Annotated in this window: 18 protein-coding genes; 7 read left to right on the top strand and 11 right to left on the bottom strand. The window is 71.3% G+C overall.

The window, feature by feature from the left end; all coding sequences use genetic code 11:
- Positions 1-13: 13 nt before the first annotated feature.
- Positions 14-769 (bottom strand): hypothetical protein, encoded by a 756-nt coding sequence (locus ABZ016_RS35020; RefSeq protein ID WP_356920742.1) that lies wholly within the window; start codon positions 767-769, stop codon positions 14-16.
- A gap of 225 nt (positions 770-994) precedes the next feature.
- Here ABZ016_RS35020 and ABZ016_RS35025 point away from each other — a divergent pair, with 225 nt between their 5' ends.
- Genes ABZ016_RS35025 through ABZ016_RS35035 form a run of 3 tightly spaced genes read left to right on the top strand, consistent with a single transcriptional unit; the run spans position 995 to position 4,040 of the window.
- Positions 995-2,278 carry a CBS domain-containing protein gene (locus ABZ016_RS35025; protein WP_356920743.1) on the top strand — a complete coding sequence of 428 codons (1,284 nt, stop codon included), beginning with the start codon at positions 995-997 and terminating at the stop codon, positions 2,276-2,278.
- Positions 2,268-2,864 carry a DUF1003 domain-containing protein gene (locus ABZ016_RS35030; protein WP_356920744.1) on the top strand — a complete coding sequence of 199 codons (597 nt, stop codon included), beginning with the start codon at positions 2,268-2,270 and terminating at the stop codon, positions 2,862-2,864. Before ABZ016_RS35025 ends, ABZ016_RS35030 begins: the two co-directional genes overlap by 11 nt.
- Positions 2,865-2,906: 42 nt before the next feature.
- Entirely contained in the window at positions 2,907-4,040 is a 1,134-nt protein-coding gene (locus ABZ016_RS35035) for an Mrp/NBP35 family ATP-binding protein (protein WP_356920745.1), read from the top strand.
- Between the two features lie 135 nt (positions 4,041-4,175).
- Here the strand turns inward: ABZ016_RS35035 and ABZ016_RS35040 are convergent, their stop codons facing one another.
- The 5 genes from ABZ016_RS35040 to sigE all read right to left on the bottom strand — a co-directional run bounded on the left by ABZ016_RS35040 (position 4,176) and on the right by sigE (position 9,482).
- Positions 4,176-4,847 (bottom strand): hypothetical protein, encoded by a 672-nt coding sequence (locus tag ABZ016_RS35040; protein ID WP_356920746.1) that lies wholly within the window; start codon positions 4,845-4,847, stop codon positions 4,176-4,178.
- Positions 4,848-5,096: 249 nt separating this feature from the next.
- Positions 5,097-5,546, bottom strand: a complete 450-nt coding sequence (locus ABZ016_RS35045; RefSeq protein WP_356920747.1) for a sec-independent translocase — start codon at positions 5,544-5,546, stop codon at positions 5,097-5,099.
- A gap of 192 nt (positions 5,547-5,738) precedes the next feature.
- Complete coding sequence (locus tag ABZ016_RS35050; protein WP_356920748.1) at positions 5,739-7,628, bottom strand: trypsin-like peptidase domain-containing protein; 1,890 nt, start codon at positions 7,626-7,628, stop codon at positions 5,739-5,741.
- Between the two features lie 130 nt (positions 7,629-7,758).
- A complete protein-coding gene (locus tag ABZ016_RS35055) occupies positions 7,759-8,784 on the bottom strand; it encodes a zf-HC2 domain-containing protein (protein WP_356920749.1) in 1,026 nt (341 codons plus the stop codon).
- Positions 8,781-9,482 carry an RNA polymerase sigma factor SigE gene (gene sigE, locus ABZ016_RS35060; RefSeq protein ID WP_356920807.1) on the bottom strand — a complete coding sequence of 234 codons (702 nt, stop codon included), beginning with the start codon at positions 9,480-9,482 and terminating at the stop codon, positions 8,781-8,783. The genes ABZ016_RS35055 and sigE overlap by 4 nt, the downstream gene beginning before the upstream one ends.
- Before the next feature lie 235 nt (positions 9,483-9,717).
- Here sigE and ABZ016_RS35065 point away from each other — a divergent pair, with 235 nt between their 5' ends.
- The gene (locus ABZ016_RS35065) at positions 9,718-10,416 is read left to right on the top strand and encodes an O-methyltransferase (RefSeq protein ID WP_356920808.1); all 699 of its coding nucleotides are present in this window, start codon (positions 9,718-9,720) and stop codon (positions 10,414-10,416) included.
- Between the two features lie 118 nt (positions 10,417-10,534).
- On the opposite strand, the gene ABZ016_RS35070 is transcribed toward ABZ016_RS35065, so the two are convergent.
- Positions 10,535-10,702 (bottom strand): DUF3117 domain-containing protein, encoded by a 168-nt coding sequence (locus tag ABZ016_RS35070; protein ID WP_003966491.1) that lies wholly within the window; start codon positions 10,700-10,702, stop codon positions 10,535-10,537.
- A 380-nt stretch (positions 10,703-11,082) separates the two neighbouring features.
- On the opposite strand from ABZ016_RS35070, the gene ABZ016_RS35075 reads away from it, so the two are divergent.
- Positions 11,083-11,886 (top strand): enoyl-CoA hydratase-related protein, encoded by an 804-nt coding sequence (locus ABZ016_RS35075; RefSeq protein WP_356920750.1) that lies wholly within the window; start codon positions 11,083-11,085, stop codon positions 11,884-11,886.
- A 68-nt stretch (positions 11,887-11,954) separates the two neighbouring features.
- Here the strand turns inward: ABZ016_RS35075 and ABZ016_RS35080 are convergent, their stop codons facing one another.
- The gene (locus ABZ016_RS35080) at positions 11,955-12,542 is read right to left on the bottom strand and encodes a DNA-3-methyladenine glycosylase I (protein ID WP_356920751.1); all 588 of its coding nucleotides are present in this window, start codon (positions 12,540-12,542) and stop codon (positions 11,955-11,957) included.
- Positions 12,539-12,913: a DivIVA domain-containing protein gene (locus ABZ016_RS35085; RefSeq protein ID WP_356920752.1), complete on the bottom strand. Its 375-nt coding sequence runs from the start codon at positions 12,911-12,913 to the stop codon at positions 12,539-12,541. Before ABZ016_RS35085 ends, ABZ016_RS35080 begins: the two co-directional genes overlap by 4 nt.
- A gap of 168 nt (positions 12,914-13,081) precedes the next feature.
- On the opposite strand from ABZ016_RS35085, the gene folP reads away from it, so the two are divergent.
- Positions 13,082-13,942: a dihydropteroate synthase gene (folP, locus tag ABZ016_RS35090; protein ID WP_356920753.1), complete on the top strand. Its 861-nt coding sequence runs from the start codon at positions 13,082-13,084 to the stop codon at positions 13,940-13,942.
- Positions 13,943-13,987: 45 nt separating this feature from the next.
- Here folP and ABZ016_RS35095 read toward each other — a convergent pair whose 3' ends face one another.
- Together ABZ016_RS35095 and dapE are read right to left on the bottom strand one after the other, a co-directional pair.
- The gene (locus tag ABZ016_RS35095; RefSeq protein ID WP_356920754.1) at positions 13,988-14,746 is read right to left on the bottom strand and encodes a TIGR00730 family Rossman fold protein; all 759 of its coding nucleotides are present in this window, start codon (positions 14,744-14,746) and stop codon (positions 13,988-13,990) included.
- Positions 14,747-14,877: 131 nt separating this feature from the next.
- Entirely contained in the window at positions 14,878-15,957 is a 1,080-nt protein-coding gene (dapE, locus tag ABZ016_RS35100) for a succinyl-diaminopimelate desuccinylase (protein ID WP_356920755.1), read from the bottom strand.
- Positions 15,958-16,043: 86 nt separating this feature from the next.
- On the opposite strand from dapE, the gene ABZ016_RS35105 reads away from it, so the two are divergent.
- Entirely contained in the window at positions 16,044-17,027 is a 984-nt protein-coding gene (locus tag ABZ016_RS35105; protein WP_356920756.1) for a heavy metal transporter, read from the top strand.
- Positions 17,028-17,349 lie beyond the last annotated feature (322 nt).

A 17,349-nucleotide genomic window follows, 5' to 3' on the forward strand; every position in this document is an offset into this window, starting at 1 on the left:
CGCGCAGCGGTCGCTACGACGTCGGCAGCTGCTTGCCGTAGTCCACCGTCTCGTTCCGCTCCGGCCGGCGCAGGGAGAAGTCCTCCCCCCAGGCGGAGAAGGTGAGGGTGCCCGCGCCGCCGGCCCGCTCCAGGCGCAGCGGGTACGGCGTGCCCTCGAGGGAGACCTCCAGGGCGCCGCCGGAGCCCTTGTCGCCGGTGATGCGGATGGTGCGGATCCCCGCCTGCTCGTCGTGGCCGTCCGTCGCGAGTGTGCCGTGCAGGGTCAGCAGACCGTCGAGGAGGACACCCTTGTCCGTGAAACCGCTGAACTTCTTGTACGAAGGGTCGCCCTGCGGCACCTTCACGAACTTGCCGCCGAGCTTGGAGGCCGCGGCCGCGTCCGCCGTGCCGCCCTTGCCCTGGCCGTCGCCATGACTCCAGAACTCCGCGTCGGCCTTGACGAAGAGCTGCTCGCCGACGCGCAGCAGCCGGAAGGTCGCCCCCTCGGTGGTGACCGACCCCTCGCCGCCGTCGTCCTTCAGACGCATGTCGAGGGCGTACGTGCGCTCGCCGCTGACGACGTTGCCGTGCACCCGGACCGCCCCGGCGGACTCGGCGGCCGTGCGGGTCTTGGCCTGGATCTTCCCGGCGGGGAGCTTGCCGACCCCGTTGGTGCCCTCGTCGGGATCCTCCGAGCAGCCGGTGAGCACCGTTCCCGTCACGAGCAGTGCGCACATTGCGCTCGCGAGTGCGGCCCTGCGGCCACGGCCCTGGCGAATCGGAGTCACAGGTGGGGCTGCCTCTCTGACGGGAGACCTGAACGGCGTACCGCAGGGTACCGGGGTCGTGCGGGCCGCTCGGAGCCAGTCCCTCCGGACGGTCCGCCGACGCACCCCCGATCGGGACGGGCTAGCCTGAAGCCCACCCGAGCGGGCAATTCGGAAAGAACAGGCACACAGACAGGCACAGAGACAGACAGCACGGAACACCCCGCACGAAAAGGAGCCGCGGCCATGGCAGCGGGCGCCCCCCGGATCTTCGTATCGCACCTCTCCGGTGTCGCCGTCTTCGACCCCGCCGGCGACCAGGTGGGGCGGGTGCGCGATCTGGTCGTCATGCTGCGGGTGGGACAGCGGCCGCCGAGGCTGCTCGGCCTGGTCGTCGAACTCGCCACCCGCCGCCGCATCTTCCTGCCCATGACCCGGGTCACCGCGATCCAGTCCGGCCAGCTGATCACCACCGGCGTGCTCAACGTCCGGCGCTTCGAGCAGCGGCCCACCGAGCGGCTGGTCTTCGGGGAGCTGCTGGACCGGCGGGTCACGCTCACCGAGACCGGCGAGGAGGTCACCGTCCTCGACCTGTCGGTGCATCAGCTGCCGGCCCGCCGGGAGTGGGAGATCGACCGGGTCTTCGTCCGCAAGGGCCGCAGGAGCAGCGCCTTCCGGCGGGCCAAGGGCGAGGCGCTGACCGTCGAGTGGACCGCCGTCACCGGCTTCTCCCTGGAGGAGCAGGGGCAGGGCGCCGAGAACCTGCTCGCCACGTTCGAGCAGCTGCGCCCCGCCGACCTGGCCAACGTCCTGCACCACCTCTCCTCCAAGCGCCGGGCCGAGGTCGCCGCCGCCCTGGACGACGACCGGCTGGCCGACGTCCTGGAGGAGCTCCCGGAGGACGACCAGATCGAGATCCTCGGCAAGCTGAAGGAGGAGCGCGCAGCCGACGTCCTGGAGGCCATGGACCCGGACGACGCGGCCGACCTGCTGGGCGAGCTGCCGACGGACGAGCAGGAGCGGCTGCTGAGCCTGATGCAGCCCGGCGACGCGGCCGACATGCGGCGCCTGATGTCGTACGAGGAGCGCACGGCGGGCGGTCTGATGACCACCGAGCCGATCGTGCTGCGCCCGGACGCCACCGTCGCCGACGCCCTCGCCCGCATCCGCAACCCCGACCTCTCCCCCGCCCTCGCCGCGCAGATCTACGTCTGCCGGCCACCCGACGAGACGCCGACCGGGAAGTACCTGGGCACGGTCCACTTCCAGCGCTTGCTGCGGGAGCCACCGCCCTCCCTGGTCAGCTCGATCCTGGACAGCGACCTGCAACCGCTCGACCCCGAGGCGGAGCTGCCCGCCATCGCCGGGTTCTTCGCCACGTACGACATGGTCGCGGCCCCCGTGGTCGACGAGGCCGGGGCGCTGCTCGGCGCGGTGACCGTGGACGACGTGCTGGACCACATGCTTCCCGAGGACTGGCGGGAGTCCGAGTTCCACCTGGACGAGGAGGTGACCACCGATGGTTCCTGAGCGGGAGAACGCACGCGAACGCACGCCGTCCGGCGCCACGGCCGCCTCCAGGCCGCGCACCCGCCTCGACCAGCCGCTGCCGCCCCGGCGCCGGTTCCTGCCCGAGTACGACCCGGAGGCCTTCGGCCGGCTTTCGGAGCGCATCGCGCGCTTCCTGGGCACCGGGCGGTTCATCGTCTGGATGACGGTCGTCATCATCGTGTGGGTGGCCTGGAACATCCTCGCCCCGAGCCACCTGCGCTTCGACGAGTACCCGTTCATCTTCCTGACCCTGATGCTGTCCCTCCAGGCCTCCTACGCCGCCCCGCTGATCCTGCTCGCGCAGAACCGGCAGGACGACCGTGACCGGGTCAATCTGGAGCAGGACCGCAAGCAGAACGAGCGGTCGATCGCGGACACCGAGTACCTGACCCGCGAGATCGCCGCCCTGCGGATGGGCCTGGGCGAGGTGGCCACCCGCGACTGGATCCGCTCGGAGCTCCAGGACACGATCAAGGAGATGGAGGAACGGCAGAACGGCCACCGGCACGACCCCGTCGTACTCCCGGCGGAACGGTCACGGGGACGTGACGCAGACGACCGCTGAGACGCTTTCCTACGCACCGGTACAGCGCCGTACCATCGTCCTATGGCTACGGAAGACGCGGTGCGCGAGGCACTGGCGACGGTGAACGACCCCGAGATCCACAAGCCCATCACCGAACTCGGGATGGTCAAGTCGGTCGAGATCGGCGCGGACGGGGCGGTCGCGGTCACCGTGTACCTCACGGTCTCGGGCTGTCCGATGCGGGAGACGATCACGCAGCGCGTGACCGACGCGGTCTCCGGCGTCGAGGGCGTCACCCGCGTCGACGTCACGCTCGACGTGATGAGCGACGAGCAGCGCAAGGAGCTGGCGAGCGCCCTGCGCGGCGGCCAGACCGAGCGCGAGGTCCCCTTCGCCAAGCCGGGCAGCCTGACCCGCGTCTACGCGGTCGCCTCCGGCAAGGGCGGCGTCGGCAAGTCCTCGGTGACGGTGAACCTGGCGGCGGCGATGGCCGCCGACGGCCTCAAGGTCGGTGTCGTGGACGCCGACATCTACGGCCACTCCGTGCCGCGCATGCTGGGCGTCGACGGCAGTCCGACCCAGGTCGAGAACATGATCATGCCGCCGTCGGCGAACGGCGTGAAGGTCATTTCGATCGGCATGTTCACCCCGGGCAACACCCCGGTCGTGTGGCGCGGCCCGATGCTGCACCGTGCGCTGCAGCAGTTCCTGGCGGACGTGTACTGGGGCGACCTGGACGTCCTGCTGCTGGACCTGCCGCCCGGCACCGGAGACATCGCGATCTCCGTGGCCCAGCTGGTCCCGAACGCCGAGATCCTGGTCGTGACGACCCCGCAGCAGGCGGCGGCCGAGGTCGCCGAGCGCGCGGGTTCCATCGCCGTCCAGACCCATCAGAAGATCGTCGGCGTGGTCGAGAACATGTCCGGCCTGCCCTGCCCGCACTGCGACGAGATGGTCGACGTCTTCGGCACGGGCGGCGGCCAGGTGGTGGCCGACGGTCTGACCCGTACGACCGGTACGTCGGTCCCCGTGCTGGGCAACATCCCGATCGACGTCCGCCTGCGCGAGGGCGGCGACGACGGCAAGCCGGTGGTCCTGACCGACCCGGACTCCCCCGCGGGCTCCGCCCTCCGGGCCATCGCCGGAAAGCTGGGAGGCCGTCAGCGCGGCCTGTCGGGCCTGTCCCTGGGGATCACCCCGAAGAACAAGTTCTGATCACAACGCCGCTGGTGGCAGCGCCCCGTGAGGGGCGCGGGGAACCGCGGGAACAACCACGGACGTCCCGCAGCCGCCGGACGGCATGAATCGCCACGACGAAGGGGCGCCGAAAACCAATCGGCGCCCCGGAACTCACGCGTACGCGGCGATGTCCTTGACCACGGCAAACCCCAAGCCGTACGCACTCATGCCCCTGCCGTACGCCCCGACATGAACCCCGGCCGAGGTGGACCCGGCCAGCACCCACCCGAACTCGGACTCACGGTAGTGAAACGCCGTCGGCACGCCATCCACGGGAAGCGACAACGTCGACCAGTCCGCCCCGTCGAGGTCGTCCGCCAGCACCCACGCGGTCTCCGTCTGCTGCTCCAGCCAGTCGTCCCGCAGGGAGTGATCCATCTGCCCGGGCCAGGTGAAGGACAGCAGCCCCACACCGGCGAGCCACGCCGCCGAGGACACCGACGTCGCCTCCAGCAGGCCGGTGCCGTCCGCGCTGCGCCGTGAGGGACTCGCCGCCACGGTCACCACGACCGCGAACTTCTCCTTGGCGTCCTGATCTGCCCCGGCGGCGTGCTCGTTGCGCACCGTGGGCTCGTCACCGTGCCCGATCGACCCGTGCTCCACGACCCCGTCGGCCGTCGTACCGACCTGCATCAGCCAGCGCGGCCCCGTGAAGGCCTCGTCGAGTCCGTACCACGGGAAGGGCGCGCGCAGGTAGCCGTCGACCGTGCGCCGGGCGGCGGGGGCCTGTCGCCCTCCCTCCGCGGTCGGCGCCTGTGCGACTCCCCGACTCGTCGTCTCCATGTTCCCGGACGCCTCCTCGCTCTAGTCGGACCGGAACGGCCCGCCCCCCTTCGGACGGTGCCGCTGGTTCAGTACGGCCCGCCCAACAACTCGGCAGCATAGCCACACCGCTGCGAGCAGCAGGGAAAACGCCCGGCGCGTGGGCCGCACGGGCGCCTGATCAGGCCGTACGCAGCCCGACCGGAGTATGAAACGCGTCACGCCCGCCGGGGCTCACGCCCCCGCGGGCGTCGCTCGGGTAAGTGTCGCTCAGGTGGCGTCCGCGTCGAAGGGCGGCCGGTCGTCCCGGTCCGTGGTCTCGGGCTTCTTCGTCATGTCGACGCGGCCACCGGAGGAACCTGATGACGAAGAGGACGACGAGGAGGTCGTGTCGGAGTCACGGCTGTGGACGGCGTCGGTGACCTCGGCCATCTCCTTCTTCAGGTCGAAGCCGTTGCGGATCTCCTTGAGCCCCAGGTCCTCGTTGTCCAGCTGCTTGCGGATGAAGGTCTTGGGGTTGAGGTCCTCGAACTCGAAGTCCTTGAACTCCGGGCCGAGTTCCTCCCGGATGTCGTTCTTGGCGCTCTCCGAGAACTCACGGATCTTCCGGATCGTGCGTGTCACGTCCTGGATGACTTTGGGGAGCTTGTCCGGACCGAAGACGAGCACGGCAAGGACTATGAGCGTCACCAGCTCGAGCGGTCCTACGTCATTGAACACCTGAAGCTCCTTGCGATGTCCTCGGTCCTCGGCCCTCTGTGGTCATGGGGTCTTGCCGTGGTCCGGGCCGGATCCACGGTACCCGGCGATCCTGTCCGACCGGTACCGTCCCGAGACCTCCGAGTGCGGGGAGTGGGAGCGCTTTCCCGAATGTTTGCCCTCTTCGTCCCCGTACATCCCGGACTTCACGTCTCATCCACCGGAGGACCCGAGGACGAGCGTGACCGTCCGCTCCTTGCCACCCCGCTTCAGGGTCAGCTCCAGCCGGTCGCCGGGGCGGTGGGCGCGGGTCTTGACGATCAGTTCCTCGCCGGAGTGGACGCGCTGCCCGTCGACCTGAGTGATGACGTCACCGGCCTTGAGCCCGGCCTTGGCGCCCGGCCCGACCGCGCTGACCGGCGGCCCACCCTCACTGCCCTCGGTGGCGACGCGGGCGCCGTCGCCCGTGTAGTCCATGTCCAGGGTGATGCCGATCACCGGGTGGGTGGCCTTGCCGGTGTTGATCAGCTCCTCGGCGACGCGCTTGCCCTGGTTGATGGGTATGGCGAAGCCGAGGCCTATCGAGCCGGCCTGGCCGCCGTCCGGGTCGGAGCCGCTGTCCGCCGACCGGATGGCCGAGTTGATGCCGATGACCCGGGCCCTGGCGTCGAGCAGGGGCCCGCCGGAGTTGCCCGGGTTGATAGGAGCGTCGGTCTGCAGCGCGTCGACGTACGACACGTCGCTGCCGTCGCCCTTCTCGCCACCGGCCGTGATGGGCCGCTGCTTGGCGCTGATGATGCCGGAGGTGACGGTGCCGGCCAGGTCGAAGGGGGCGCCGATGGCCACGACCGGGTCGCCCACCTGGACATTGTCCGAGTTGCCCAGGGGCAGGGGGGTGAGTCCGCGCACGCCCTTCACCTTCACCACGGCGAGGTCGTAGCCGCTGTCCCGGCCCACGAGTTCGGCCTGGGCGGTCTCGCCGCCGTTGAAGGTCACGGTGATCTCGCCGCCGGAGCCTGCGGACTGCACGACGTGGTTGTTGGTGAGGATGTGCCCCCGGGTGTCGAGTACGAAGCCGGTGCCGGTGCCCTGCTCGCCGGAGCCGCTCACATGCAGGGTGACCACGCTGGGCAGCGCGCGTCCTGCGATCCCCGCCACGCTGTCCGCGTCCCGGGCGGCGGGCTCCTTACCGGCCTGCGGCAGCTCGACGGTCCCGACTCCTCCGTTGCGCTCCAGATACGTCCCTGCGAGTCCGCCGACGCCCCCGGAGACGAGCGCGATCAGCACGGCACCGACGATCAGCCTCTTCCTGCCCCGCCGTCGCCGCTGCTCCGTGCTGAGCACGCCGGCCCCGTTCTGCTGGAGCGGGCCGACGCCTCCGGGGGCCACCGGAGCGGCCCAGGGGTCGTACCGCTGCCAGGGGTCGGCGGCCGGGGCGGGAGCGGGTACCGGGGCACTGGGTACCGGGGCACTGGGTGCCGGCACCTGCACGGCCGGCCCCGGCACCACGGGCGGAACGGGCACGGTCGCCGTGGGCGGAACGGGCGCGGCCGGTGCGATCTGCCCGCCCGGTACCGCCACACCCTGCGCGGGTGTCGCCGCCGGATGCTGGACAGGCGGCGCGGGCGCCCAGGGTCCCGGTTCGCCGTAGGGCGGGGTGCTGTAGGGGTCGGGGTCGTGCAGCGGCTTGGGCGCACCCTCGACGGGCACGCCTGACGCGACTGTCACGACATCTCCGGCCACCTGCGCAACGGACGCCTCGCCCACGGCCTCCCGGGCAGCGGGCACCGTGTCCAGGGTCCGTCCGGCAGGTGCGTCACCGGCACCGTCGGTTGCCTCGGTTTCGTCGGCTGTCGGTGCCGGGTCGGGGCGCCTCAGTTCGTAGTCGCCCTCGTCGTCGATCCGGCGGGCAGCGGGCCGCGCCAGTTCGAAGTCGCCGTCGTCGGAGCCGGTCGGGCTCACCACCTGCCCCTCCGGAACCCGGACCTCGTCCACGCCCTGGCCGGCCTCCTCGGCCCCGGCCGTCCCCTCCGGTCCCCCGGAGGCGCCCTGCGGCCGAGGACGGCTCCACCACTTGGCCTTCGTGGGCTTCCCCTCGTTCATGCTCTCCCCACAGCCGCGGCACGGCTCGACGACGTGGCCGCAGTTCGTCGAATCGGCGCCCGGCCATGCCCAGGCCGACGGCGCCACCCCCGGATTCAATCAGGTTCGCGCGCCGCTGCGCAGAGGCCGGTCAGCGGGCCGTGCGCGAGGAGGCGGAGGGAGAGGCGGACGCGGTCGTCTCCGGGAGCGGCACGGCGAGCAGGGGTGCCGTGATCTCGGGGACCGAGGACCACGAGGTCAGGGCCGCCGACGGGGCCGCCTCGAGCGGGCGTATCAACGGGGACACGGCCGCGGCACCGGCCAGCACCGGGGCGGTCAGCGCATGCACGGCGGTCTGCTGTGCGGTGGGGTGCACAAGCCCGGGCAGCAGCGGTGCGGACACCTCGGTCGGGGCGACCGGGGTGTGGCCGAGTGTGCTCTGCCCTTGCAGCTGTCCGAGCAGCGGACCCGTGCCGCGGCGTCGCTGGGGTTCCGGCTGGGTCGCCGCGCCCGTGCCCTGCGTGCGCATCGGCGTCACGTTGCTCCCCGTGCCGGCGCCGCCGCGGGCCTCCGTGTCGGCCGGGGTGCCGACGGTGACGCCGCCCAGTGCGATCGCGGCCAGGGACACGGCCCCGGCCGCCGCGAACGCGAACCGCAGCCGCGAGGAGGACCGGTCGCCCTCGTGCCGGCTGACGTCATGGATGCGGAAGCCTGGGCCGGCCGTGGGAAGGCCCCGGCCACCGGCGGGCAGGACCCCGTTGCCGGAGGACGGCAGCACGGGCAGGTGCGACCGGGACGGCGCGTACCCGAACTCGAACCGCTCGCCGCGCTTCATACCGAAGGCCCCGGACGATCCGAACCGTCCGGACAGTCCGCCGGGCAGCCCTCCCCCACCCAGCGGCGTGCCATCACCGTCCGGGTCGCCTCCGCCCGGTAGTCCCTGCAGGCGGGCCAGGAAGCTCTCGGACGGGGGCGGCGGGGCCGCCTCGGCGAAGACGTTCTTCAGCCGGCGCTGGGCGTCCACCTCCGCCTTGCACTTCGGGCAGGTGGCCACATGCGCCAGTACGCGTTCACGCGCGTCATGACCGAGCTCTCCGTCCACCAGGGCGGAGAGTCGGTCTCCCAGGTGCTGCTCTGCGAGGTGTCCCTCGGAAGGCTTCGGCCGTGATCCGCTCACGCGCTCGCGCCCCCTCCTCCCAAGGCGGGAACACGGGGCACGAAGGAGCGGCGCGAGGCACGCGCCTCCGGCGAGCGGTGCGCGAGGGCCTTGCGCAGCTGGGAGCGGCCGCGGTGGATCCGCGAGCGCACCGTGCCGAGCTTGACACCGAGGGTCGCGGCGATCTCCTCGTACGACAGTCCCTCGATGTCGCACAGCACGACCGCGGCGCGGAACTCGGGGGCGAGGGTGTCGAGGGCCTGCTGGACGTCCGCGTCGAAGTGGGCGTCGTTGAAGACCTGCTGCGGGGTGGGCTCCTTGCTGGGCAGCCGCTCGGCCGCGTCCTCGCCGAGCGCGTCGAAGCGGATGCGCTGCTTGCGGCGGACCATGTCCAGGAACAGGTTCGTGGTGATGCGGTGCAGCCAGCCCTCGAAGGTGCCCGGCGTGTAGGTCGACAGGGAACGGAAGACACGGACGAAGACCTCCTGCGTGAGGTCCTCGGCGTCGTGCTGGTTGCCGGTGAGGCGGTAGGCGAGCCGGTAGACCCGGCCGCTGTGCGTGCTGACGATCTCCTCCCAGGTGGGCGGAGTCCACGCCTGCCCGTCCGCGTCGGTGGTGAAGGTCGCGGTCTGGGCGAAGTCAGCGGCGTGACTGTGGTCAGCAGCGGTGTCGTTCACGGATGTCGGCCTGCCCGCTGATCCGAAGAAGCGCCGGAGCACTCCTGTCCGATCCACAGACGTAGCCGCACCTCCCCTGTCAGCTCTGGTGGTGTCCAGTGGAGCCCCTACCATAGCCACCTCGCCCGTTAGGACCGGATAAGCGGTTTTACGAGAATTTGATCTGTGCTGATACGCCTCGTACTGCTGCGTCGGCACTTGCTCGGTGTCCTGGCCCACCGCCTGCCCCCCATCCCGGCCCACGCCGCTTTGCTCACCCCTTTAAACGACCGGTCCCATCTGCGGGTTCCCGCGCCCAACGGATACAGTCACGCCCAGGCATTCACGGGGACAGGAGAGGGTCATTACCGGCAACCGGCAGACGAGCTGGGCGTTCGCCGACGCCTATGTCGCCGAGGACGAAGCGCTGCGCTGGGCCCGTGACCGGGCCGGCGACGCAGGGCTGCGCTCGGTGTCGCCCGGCACGGGCGCCGCGCTGCGGTTGCTGGCCGCCTCCGTCGACGCGAAGGCCGTCGCGGAGATCGGGACCGGCTGCGGTGTCTCCGGCATCCACCTCCTGCACGGTATGCGGCCCGACGGCGTCCTCACGACCGTGGACTCCGAGCCGGAGCACCAGCAGTTCGCCCGTCAGGCCTTCCGCGCCTGCGGCTTCGCCAGCAACCGGGCCCGTTTCATCCCGGGGAGCGCCCTGGACGTGCTGCCCCGCCTCGCGGACTCGGGCTACGACCTCGTGTTCTGCGACGGTGATCGCCTGGAGGTCATGGAGTACCTCGCTGAATCGTTGCGGCTGCTGCGCCCCGGCGGGCTCGTGGTCTTCGAGGGCGCCTTCGCGAACGGCCGGACCGTGGACTCCGGCCCGCAGCCCACGGAGGTGCTGCGGCTCCGGGAGCTGCTGCGCGCGGTGCGCGAGAGCCAGGAGCTGGTGTCGTCCCTGCTGCCGGTGGGCGACGGTCTGCTGTGCGCGGTGAAGCGGTAGCCGGGCGGCACGTTAGCGGAACGCGAGCCGGGGCAGGCGATGGGCAGCGGTGAGAAAACAGCAGCCCCGGCACCTCGTGTGATGCCGGGACAGCTGAAAGGGTATGGTCGCTTGCGCGTCAGCCGACGACCTTCTTGAGGGCGTCGCCCAGCGCGTCGGCCTCGTCCGGGGTCAGCTCGACGACGAGCCGACCGCCGCCTTCGAGCGGAACGCGCATGACGATGCCCCGCCCCTCCTTGGTCACCTCGAGCGGGCCATCACCCGTTCGCGGCTTCATGGCCGCCATGCTCGTTCCCCTTCCTGAAACCCAGCTCATCGTCAAAGCCGCCGGCCCCGAGAAGGGCACACGTGCGGTCCTTGAGGCAGGACACGCGCCACCGGCATCGAACACATTGCTTCCAGGCCATTATCCCGCATCCCAGGACCCGATGACCAACATCAGTAGGCATCGCTTGGGCAACGCACGCGAGCAAAACCACTCAATTCGGCGATGAGACTGCGATACTCCGCCGCCGCACACAGATCCGCCGAAGGAATCCGAACGGGAATTGTTTGACGCAGGTCACATGTCCGGTCCGGTCCCTCGTCGACGATCTCCGTCATGCTGTGCTGCAAGCGGGGCGTACCGGCCGGTACGTCCTCGAGCCGCGACGGAGGGGATACGCCATGGCCGACACCGTGCTCTACGAGGTGAGCGACGGGCTTGCGACGATCACGCTGAACCGCCCGGAGGCGATGAACGCGCTGAACGTGGAGACCAAGGTCGCCCTGCGGGAGGCGGTCGAGTCCGCTGCGGGCGACGCCGCCGTGCGTGCGGTGCTGCTGACCGCCGCCGGTGACCGGGCGTTCTGCGTCGGGCAGGACCTCAAGGAGCACATCGGGCTGCTGGTCCAGGACCGGGAGACCGGCTCGGGGCAGACCATGAACACGGTCCGGGAGCACTACAACCCGATCGTGCGCGCCCTCACCGGGGCGGCCAAGCCGGTCGTCGCCGCCGTGAACGGGGTGGCGGCCGGGGCGGGCTTCGGTTTCGCGCTCGCCGCGGACTACCGGATCGTGGCGGAGACGGCCACGTTCAACACCTCGTTCGCCGGGGTGGCGCTGACCGCGGACTCGGGGATCTCGTGGACGCTGCCACGGGTGGTCGGCCCGGGTCGTGCTGCTGACCTGCTGCTTTTCCCGCGGAGCATCTCCGCGCAGGAGGCGTACGAGCTGGGTGTCGCGAACCGGGTGGTGCCCGCTGCCGAGTTGCGGGCGGAGGCGGAGAAGGTGGCGCGGTCACTCGCCGAGGGGCCGACGGTGGCGTATGCGGCGTTGAAGGAGTCGGTGGGGTTCGGGCTGACGCACTCCCTGGAGGAGGCGTTGGAGAAGGAGGACGAGTTGCAGACCCGGGCCGGCTCCTCCGAGGATCACGCCATCGCGGTGCAGGCCTTTGTGAACAAGGAGAAGCCGAAGTATCTGGGCCGGTGAGCTCGGGGGTGTAGCGCCGTCGGGGGCTGCGGGTTCTATGTGGTTGATCGCGCAGTTCCCCGCGCCCCTTAGGGGGCGCTTCTCGCCACGCAGGTTTCCAGGTGATCGTCGACCAGGCCGCACGCCTGCATCAAGGCGTACGCCGTCGTCGGGCCGACGAAGCGCAGGCCTCGCTTCTTCAGTGCCTTGGACAGGGCCGTCGATTCCGGTGTGACGGGTGGGACGTCGGAGAGAGTCTTCGGGGCCGGGCGGGTGCCCGGCTCGGGGGCGTGGGACCAGATCAGGTCGTCGAGTTCGCCCGGGGACCACTCGGCCAGCACCCGTGCGTTGGCGAGGGTCGCGTCGATCTTGGCGCGGTTGCGGATGATGCCCGTGTCGGCCAGGAGGCGCTCGCGGTCCTCGTCGGTGAAGTCGGCCACGGACGCGATCTTGAAGTCGGCGAAGGCGGCGCGGAAACCCGGGCGGCGGCGCAGGATCGTGATCCAGGACAGGCCGGACTGGAAGGCCTCCAGGCTGAGGCGCTCGTAGAGCGCGTCGTCGCCGTGGACCGGGCGGCCCCACTCCTCGTCGTGGTAGGCCACGTACTCGGGGGCGGACAGGGCCCAGGGGCAGCGCAGTGCCCCGTCCGGGCCGGCCAGGGCGGTGCCGTCGCTCACGGTCGGTCCTCCGGGCGCGGGGCGGGCTTGTCCATGGAGACGTGGTGCTCCGGGGGGTGTGTGGCGGCCGCTCGGGCGCCGGCCAGGGCCGACTCCAGGTCGGTGATGCGGGCGTCGCGCTCGGCGAGCTCGGCGCCCAGGCGGCTCAGGGCGTCGTCCACGTCCGCCATGCGGTAGCCGCGCGCCGCGAGCGGGAAGCGCAGGGCCTCCACGTCGGCGCGGTCGACCGGGCGGTCCGGGGGCAGCGGGTCCCGCAGCCGCTCGGGGGCGGCCTCGGGCAGCGGGCCGTTCTCGCCGCCGCCCACCACGGCCAGGGTCACCGCGGCGACCACGACGACCAGCGCGACGACCAGGAACAGGAACATAACCATCGCGGAGCCCCCACGGTCGGATGTGTCGTTGTCTTCGAAGGCCCGGAGTCTGCGGAGTCCCCGAAGCCCTCGGAGTCTGATGTTGTCAGGCTCCGATCGTGCCATGCGAGTCCGACCGCTAGGGTCGCAGGCGGCGGAAGACGGGTCGTACCAGGGAAGGTCACAGGGATGCTCAGGCTGGGCAGGCGGGAATTCGAGCCGCACGAGCCGGTGGTCATGGCGATCGTGAACCGGACGCCGGACTCCTTCTACGACCAGGGGGCCACCTTCCGTGACGAGCCGGCCCTCGCCCGCGTGGAGCAGGCGGTGGCCGACGGTGCCGCGATCATCGACATCGGCGGGGTCAAGGCCGGGCCGGGCGAGGAGGTCACGGCCGAGGAGGAGGTCCGGCGGACGGTCGGCTTCGTGGCGGAGGTACGGCGACGCTTCCCGGACGTGATCATCAGTGTGGACACTTGGCGGGCCGAGGTCGGGGCGGCCGTGTGCGAGGTGGGGGCGGACCTGCTGAACGACGCGTGGGGCGGAGTGGATCCGGGGCTCGCCGAGGTCGCCGCTCGCCATGGCGTGGGTCTGGTGTGCACCCACGCCGGGGGTGCGGAGCCGCGGACCCGGCCGCATCGGGTGCAGTACGACGACGTCATGGCCGACATCCTGGAGGTGACGGTCGGGCTGGCCGAGCGGGCGGTGGAGCTGGGGGTGCCGCGGGAGTCCGTGCTGATCGATCCCGGGCACGACTTCGGGAAGAACACGCGGCACAGTCTGGAGGCGACCCGGCGGCTGGACGAGATGGTCGCCACGGGGTGGCCCGTGCTGGTGTCCCTCTCCAACAAGGACTTCGTGGGAGAGACGTTGGACCGGCCCGTCAAGGAGCGGGTGGTGGGGACGTTGGCGACGACCGCGGTGTCGGCGTGGCTGGGGGCGCAGGTGTACCGGGTGCACGAGGTCGCCGAGACGCGGCAGGTGCTGGACATGGTGGCGGCGATCGCGGGGCATCGGGTGCCGGCCGTGGCGCGGCGCGGGTTGGCCTAGCCGAGGTACCAGGGGGCTCCGCCCCCTGGACCCCCTGACCTGTGCCTACAGGCCCGCTTCCTTCGACACCAGCGCCACCGCCTCGTCCACGTCGTCCGTCACGTGGAACAGCAGCAGGTCCTTCTCCGCCGCCTTCCCCTGTGCGATGACCGTCTTGCGGAGCCAGTCGACCAGTCCGCCCCAGTACTCGGTGCCGAAGAGCACGATGGGGAAGCGGGTGACCTTCTGGGTCTGGACGAGGGTGAGGGCCTCGAAGAGCTCGTCGAGGGTGCCGAGGCCGCCGGGCAGGACCACGAAGCCCTGGGCGTACTTGACGAACATCATCTTCCGGACGAAGAAGTAGCGGAAGTTCAGGCCGATGTCGACGTACGGGTTCAGGCCCTGCTCGAACGGCAGCTCGATGCCGAGGCCGACCGAGATGCCGCTCGCCTCGAGGGCACCCTTGTTGGCCGCCTCCATCGCGCCCGGGCCGCCGCCCGTGATGACCGCGAAGCCCGCCTCCACCAGGCCCCTGCCCAGCTGGACACCCGCCTCGTACTCGGGCGAGTCCGCCGGGGTCCGGGCCGAGCCGAACACGCTGATCGCCGGGGGGAGTTCCGCGAGTGTGCCGAAGCCCTCGATGAACTCCGACTGGATGCGCAGCACGCGCCAGGGGTCGGTGTGGACCCAGTCGGACGGGGCCCGCTCGTCCAGCAGCCGCTGGTCGGTCGTGCTGGCCTGCACCTGGTCCCGCCGCTGGAGGACCGGGCCCAGGCGCTTTTCCTCCGGCGGCTGCTTCTTCCCCTCGGGGTTGCCGGTCGCCATGTGCGCTCCCTCCGTCGTGCTGGTCGTTCCACCTCAGCGTAGATCTACGCGGGTTACGAACGAGGGACGTGAGCATGTCCGCGATGGAGCGGCGTAAACACGACCGCGTCCCTGCGAAGTCGAAGGGCCCCCTAGGCGGTCAGCCAGTTCCGCAGTCGCTCCTCGCCCGCGAGGATCTTCGCGATCTCCACGCGCTCGTCCCGCTTGTGGGCCAAGTGGGGGTTGCCCGGGCCGTAGTTGACGGCCGGGACGCCGAGGGCCGAGAAGCGGGAGACGTCGGTCCAGCCGTACTTCGGCATCGGGGTGCCGCCCACCGCTTCGATGAACGCCTTCGCCGCCGGGTGGGACAGGCCGGGCAGGGCCGCGGAGCTGTGGTCGACGACCTCGAACTCCTCCACCCCGCAGTCCGCGAAGACCTCACGGACGTGGGCCACGGCCTCCTCCGGCGTGCGGTCGGGGGCGTAGCGGAAGTTGACGGTGACGACGCACTCGTCGGGGATCACGTTGCCGGCCACTCCCCCGCTGACGCCTACCGCGTTCAGGCCCTCGCGGTACTCCAGGCCGTCGATGACCGGCCAGCGGGGTTCGTAGGAGGCGAGGCGGGCGAGGATCGGGGCGGCCTTGTGGATCGCGTTGGAACCCATCCAGCCGCGTGCCGAGTGGGCCCGCTCACCCATGGTCTTCAGCAGAACCCGCAGCGTGCCCTGGCAGCCGCCCTCGACCTGGCCGTCCGACGGTTCCAGCAGGACGGCGAAGTCGCCCTGGAGCCACTCGGGGTGCGCCTCGGAGACGTGCTTGAGGCCGTTCAGCTCCGCGGCGACCTCCTCGTTGTCGTAGAAGACGAAGGTCAGGTCGCGGTTGGGGGCCGGGACCGTGGCCGCGATGCGCAGCTGCACCGCGACGCCCGACTTCATGTCGCAGGTGCCGCAGCCCCACAGCACGCCGTCCTCGTCGAGCCGGGAGGGGACGTTGTCCGCGATCGGAACGGTGTCGATGTGTCCGGCCAGGATCACCCGCTCCGGGCGGCCCAGGTTCGTCCGGGCCACGACGTTGTTGCCGTACCGGTCGACCGTCAGATGGGGCAGTGCGCGCAGCGCGGTCTCGACGGCGTCCGCGAGCGGCTTCTCGGTGCCGCTCTCGGAGCGGAAGTCGACGAGCCGGGCGGTGAGCTCCGCGGCGTCCAGCGTGAGGTCAAGCGAGGTGTCGGCCATGCCGTCGACCCTAACGCGCCAGGCCCGGTGCCCCACTGTCCCCGTCCGGCCCAACACACTCCGTACGCTCCAGTATTTTGTACGACGTGCCAGAGCCGTCCCCCACTCCCAAGCGCCGTGGCCGCCTCCTGCGATGCGGATCCGCTTTCGTGATCCTGCTGGCGGTCGCCGGTTACCTCGTCGTCCAGTACGTCACCGGAGGCACGGGCGAACCGGGCTGCAAGGTCGTCTCCGGCAAGGGCGACGGGGCGTCGTACGAGTTCTCGCCGGAGCAGGCGGTGAACGCGGCGACGATCACCGCCGTGGGCACCGGGCGCGGGCTGCCGGAGCGGGCCGTGACCATCGCGCTGGCGACCGCGCTCCAGGAGTCGGCCCTGCGCAACATCAAGCACGGCGACCGGGACTCGCTCGGCCTGTTCCAGCAGCGGCCCTCGCAGGGCTGGGGCACGCCGGAGGAGATCCTGGACCCGGCGTACTCGGCCGGCGAGTTCTACGACCACCTGGTCAAGGTGCCCGGCTACACGCGGCTGCCCCTCACCGTCGCCGCGCAGCGCGTGCAGCGCAGCGGCTTCCCGCAGGCCTACGCCAAGCACGAGCCGGACGCCGCGCTGCTCGCCGCGGCCCTCACCGGGCAGTCCGCGGCCACGCTGACCTGCGAGGGCCGTCCGGCCGCGACCCGGGCGACGGGCCCCGACGGCGTGCGGGCCGCGCTCGTGCGGGACTTCGGGCGGGATGTCCTGGAGCCGGCCGGCGCCCAGGTGGGCGACTCGCCGGCGGCCACCCCGACACCGTCCCCGAGCGGCACCGAGGGCCCCGGCGGCCGGACCGTGACACTGCCCGTCGCCCCGGAGGCCGGTTCCGCCACCGGGCGGAGCACCGAGCAGCGGGGCTGGCAGCTGGCTCACTGGTCCGTTGCCAACGCCTCCGAGCTGCACATCGCGCGCGTCACGTACGCGGGGCGGGAGTGGGTCGCCGGGAACACCGCCAGCGAGTGGCGGGCCTCCTCCGCGAAGGGCGGCTCGGGTGCGGAACCAGACGTGAACGCCGTCCGTGTCGTCACGATGCGCTAGATCGCGCAGGGGTACGGGAGCTCACCCCTGAGGGCTACCCGCGCGGCTCGGCCGCGACGGGGTGCGCGGATTCGCCCGTCCTCACCCGAAATCCGCGAGGCCCTTGGGAGCAAAGGGCTGGGAGGATTCGGCGGACTTTCCACCGGGGCCTTTTCACCCCTTTTCGTGCAGCCGATTATGCGACGCATTACCAACTTTTTACGTTGCGTCGCCGCAACCTTCGCGGGCTTCGAGCGGTAGTCACTGCGCCCGAGCCGGGGCGATCAACAACCAGTCGATCAAGTCCCGGCCCCGGTCAGGACACTTCACGAAGCTCACTGTT

It is taken from the genome of Streptomyces sp. NPDC006372 (assembly GCF_040612515.1).
Lineage (GTDB): Bacteria > Actinomycetota > Actinomycetes > Streptomycetales > Streptomycetaceae > Streptomyces.

Excerpts from the sequence above, each read along its gene's own strand:
- ABZ016_RS35025 (WP_356920743.1), top strand. The coding sequence starts at position 995 with ATGGCAGCGGGCGCCCCCCGGATCTTCGTATCGCACCTCTCCGGTGTC.
- ABZ016_RS35030 (WP_356920744.1), top strand. The coding sequence starts at position 2,268 with ATGGTTCCTGAGCGGGAGAACGCACGCGAACGCACGCCGTCCGGCGCC.
- ABZ016_RS35035 (WP_356920745.1), top strand. The coding sequence starts at position 2,907 with ATGGCTACGGAAGACGCGGTGCGCGAGGCACTGGCGACGGTGAACGAC.
- ABZ016_RS35040 (WP_356920746.1), bottom strand. The coding sequence starts at position 4,847 with ATGGAGACGACGAGTCGGGGAGTCGCACAGGCGCCGACCGCGGAGGGA.
- ABZ016_RS35050 (WP_356920748.1), bottom strand. The coding sequence starts at position 7,628 with ATGAACGAGGGGAAGCCCACGAAGGCCAAGTGGTGGAGCCGTCCTCGG.
- ABZ016_RS35070 (WP_003966491.1), bottom strand. The coding sequence starts at position 10,702 with ATGGCGGCCATGAAGCCGCGAACGGGTGATGGCCCGCTCGAGGTGACC.
- ABZ016_RS35075 (WP_356920750.1), top strand. The coding sequence starts at position 11,083 with ATGGCCGACACCGTGCTCTACGAGGTGAGCGACGGGCTTGCGACGATC.
- ABZ016_RS35085 (WP_356920752.1), bottom strand. The coding sequence starts at position 12,913 with ATGGTTATGTTCCTGTTCCTGGTCGTCGCGCTGGTCGTCGTGGTCGCC.
- folP (WP_356920753.1), top strand. The coding sequence starts at position 13,082 with ATGCTCAGGCTGGGCAGGCGGGAATTCGAGCCGCACGAGCCGGTGGTC.
- ABZ016_RS35095 (WP_356920754.1), bottom strand. The coding sequence starts at position 14,746 with ATGGCGACCGGCAACCCCGAGGGGAAGAAGCAGCCGCCGGAGGAAAAG.
- dapE (WP_356920755.1), bottom strand. The coding sequence starts at position 15,957 with ATGGCCGACACCTCGCTTGACCTCACGCTGGACGCCGCGGAGCTCACC.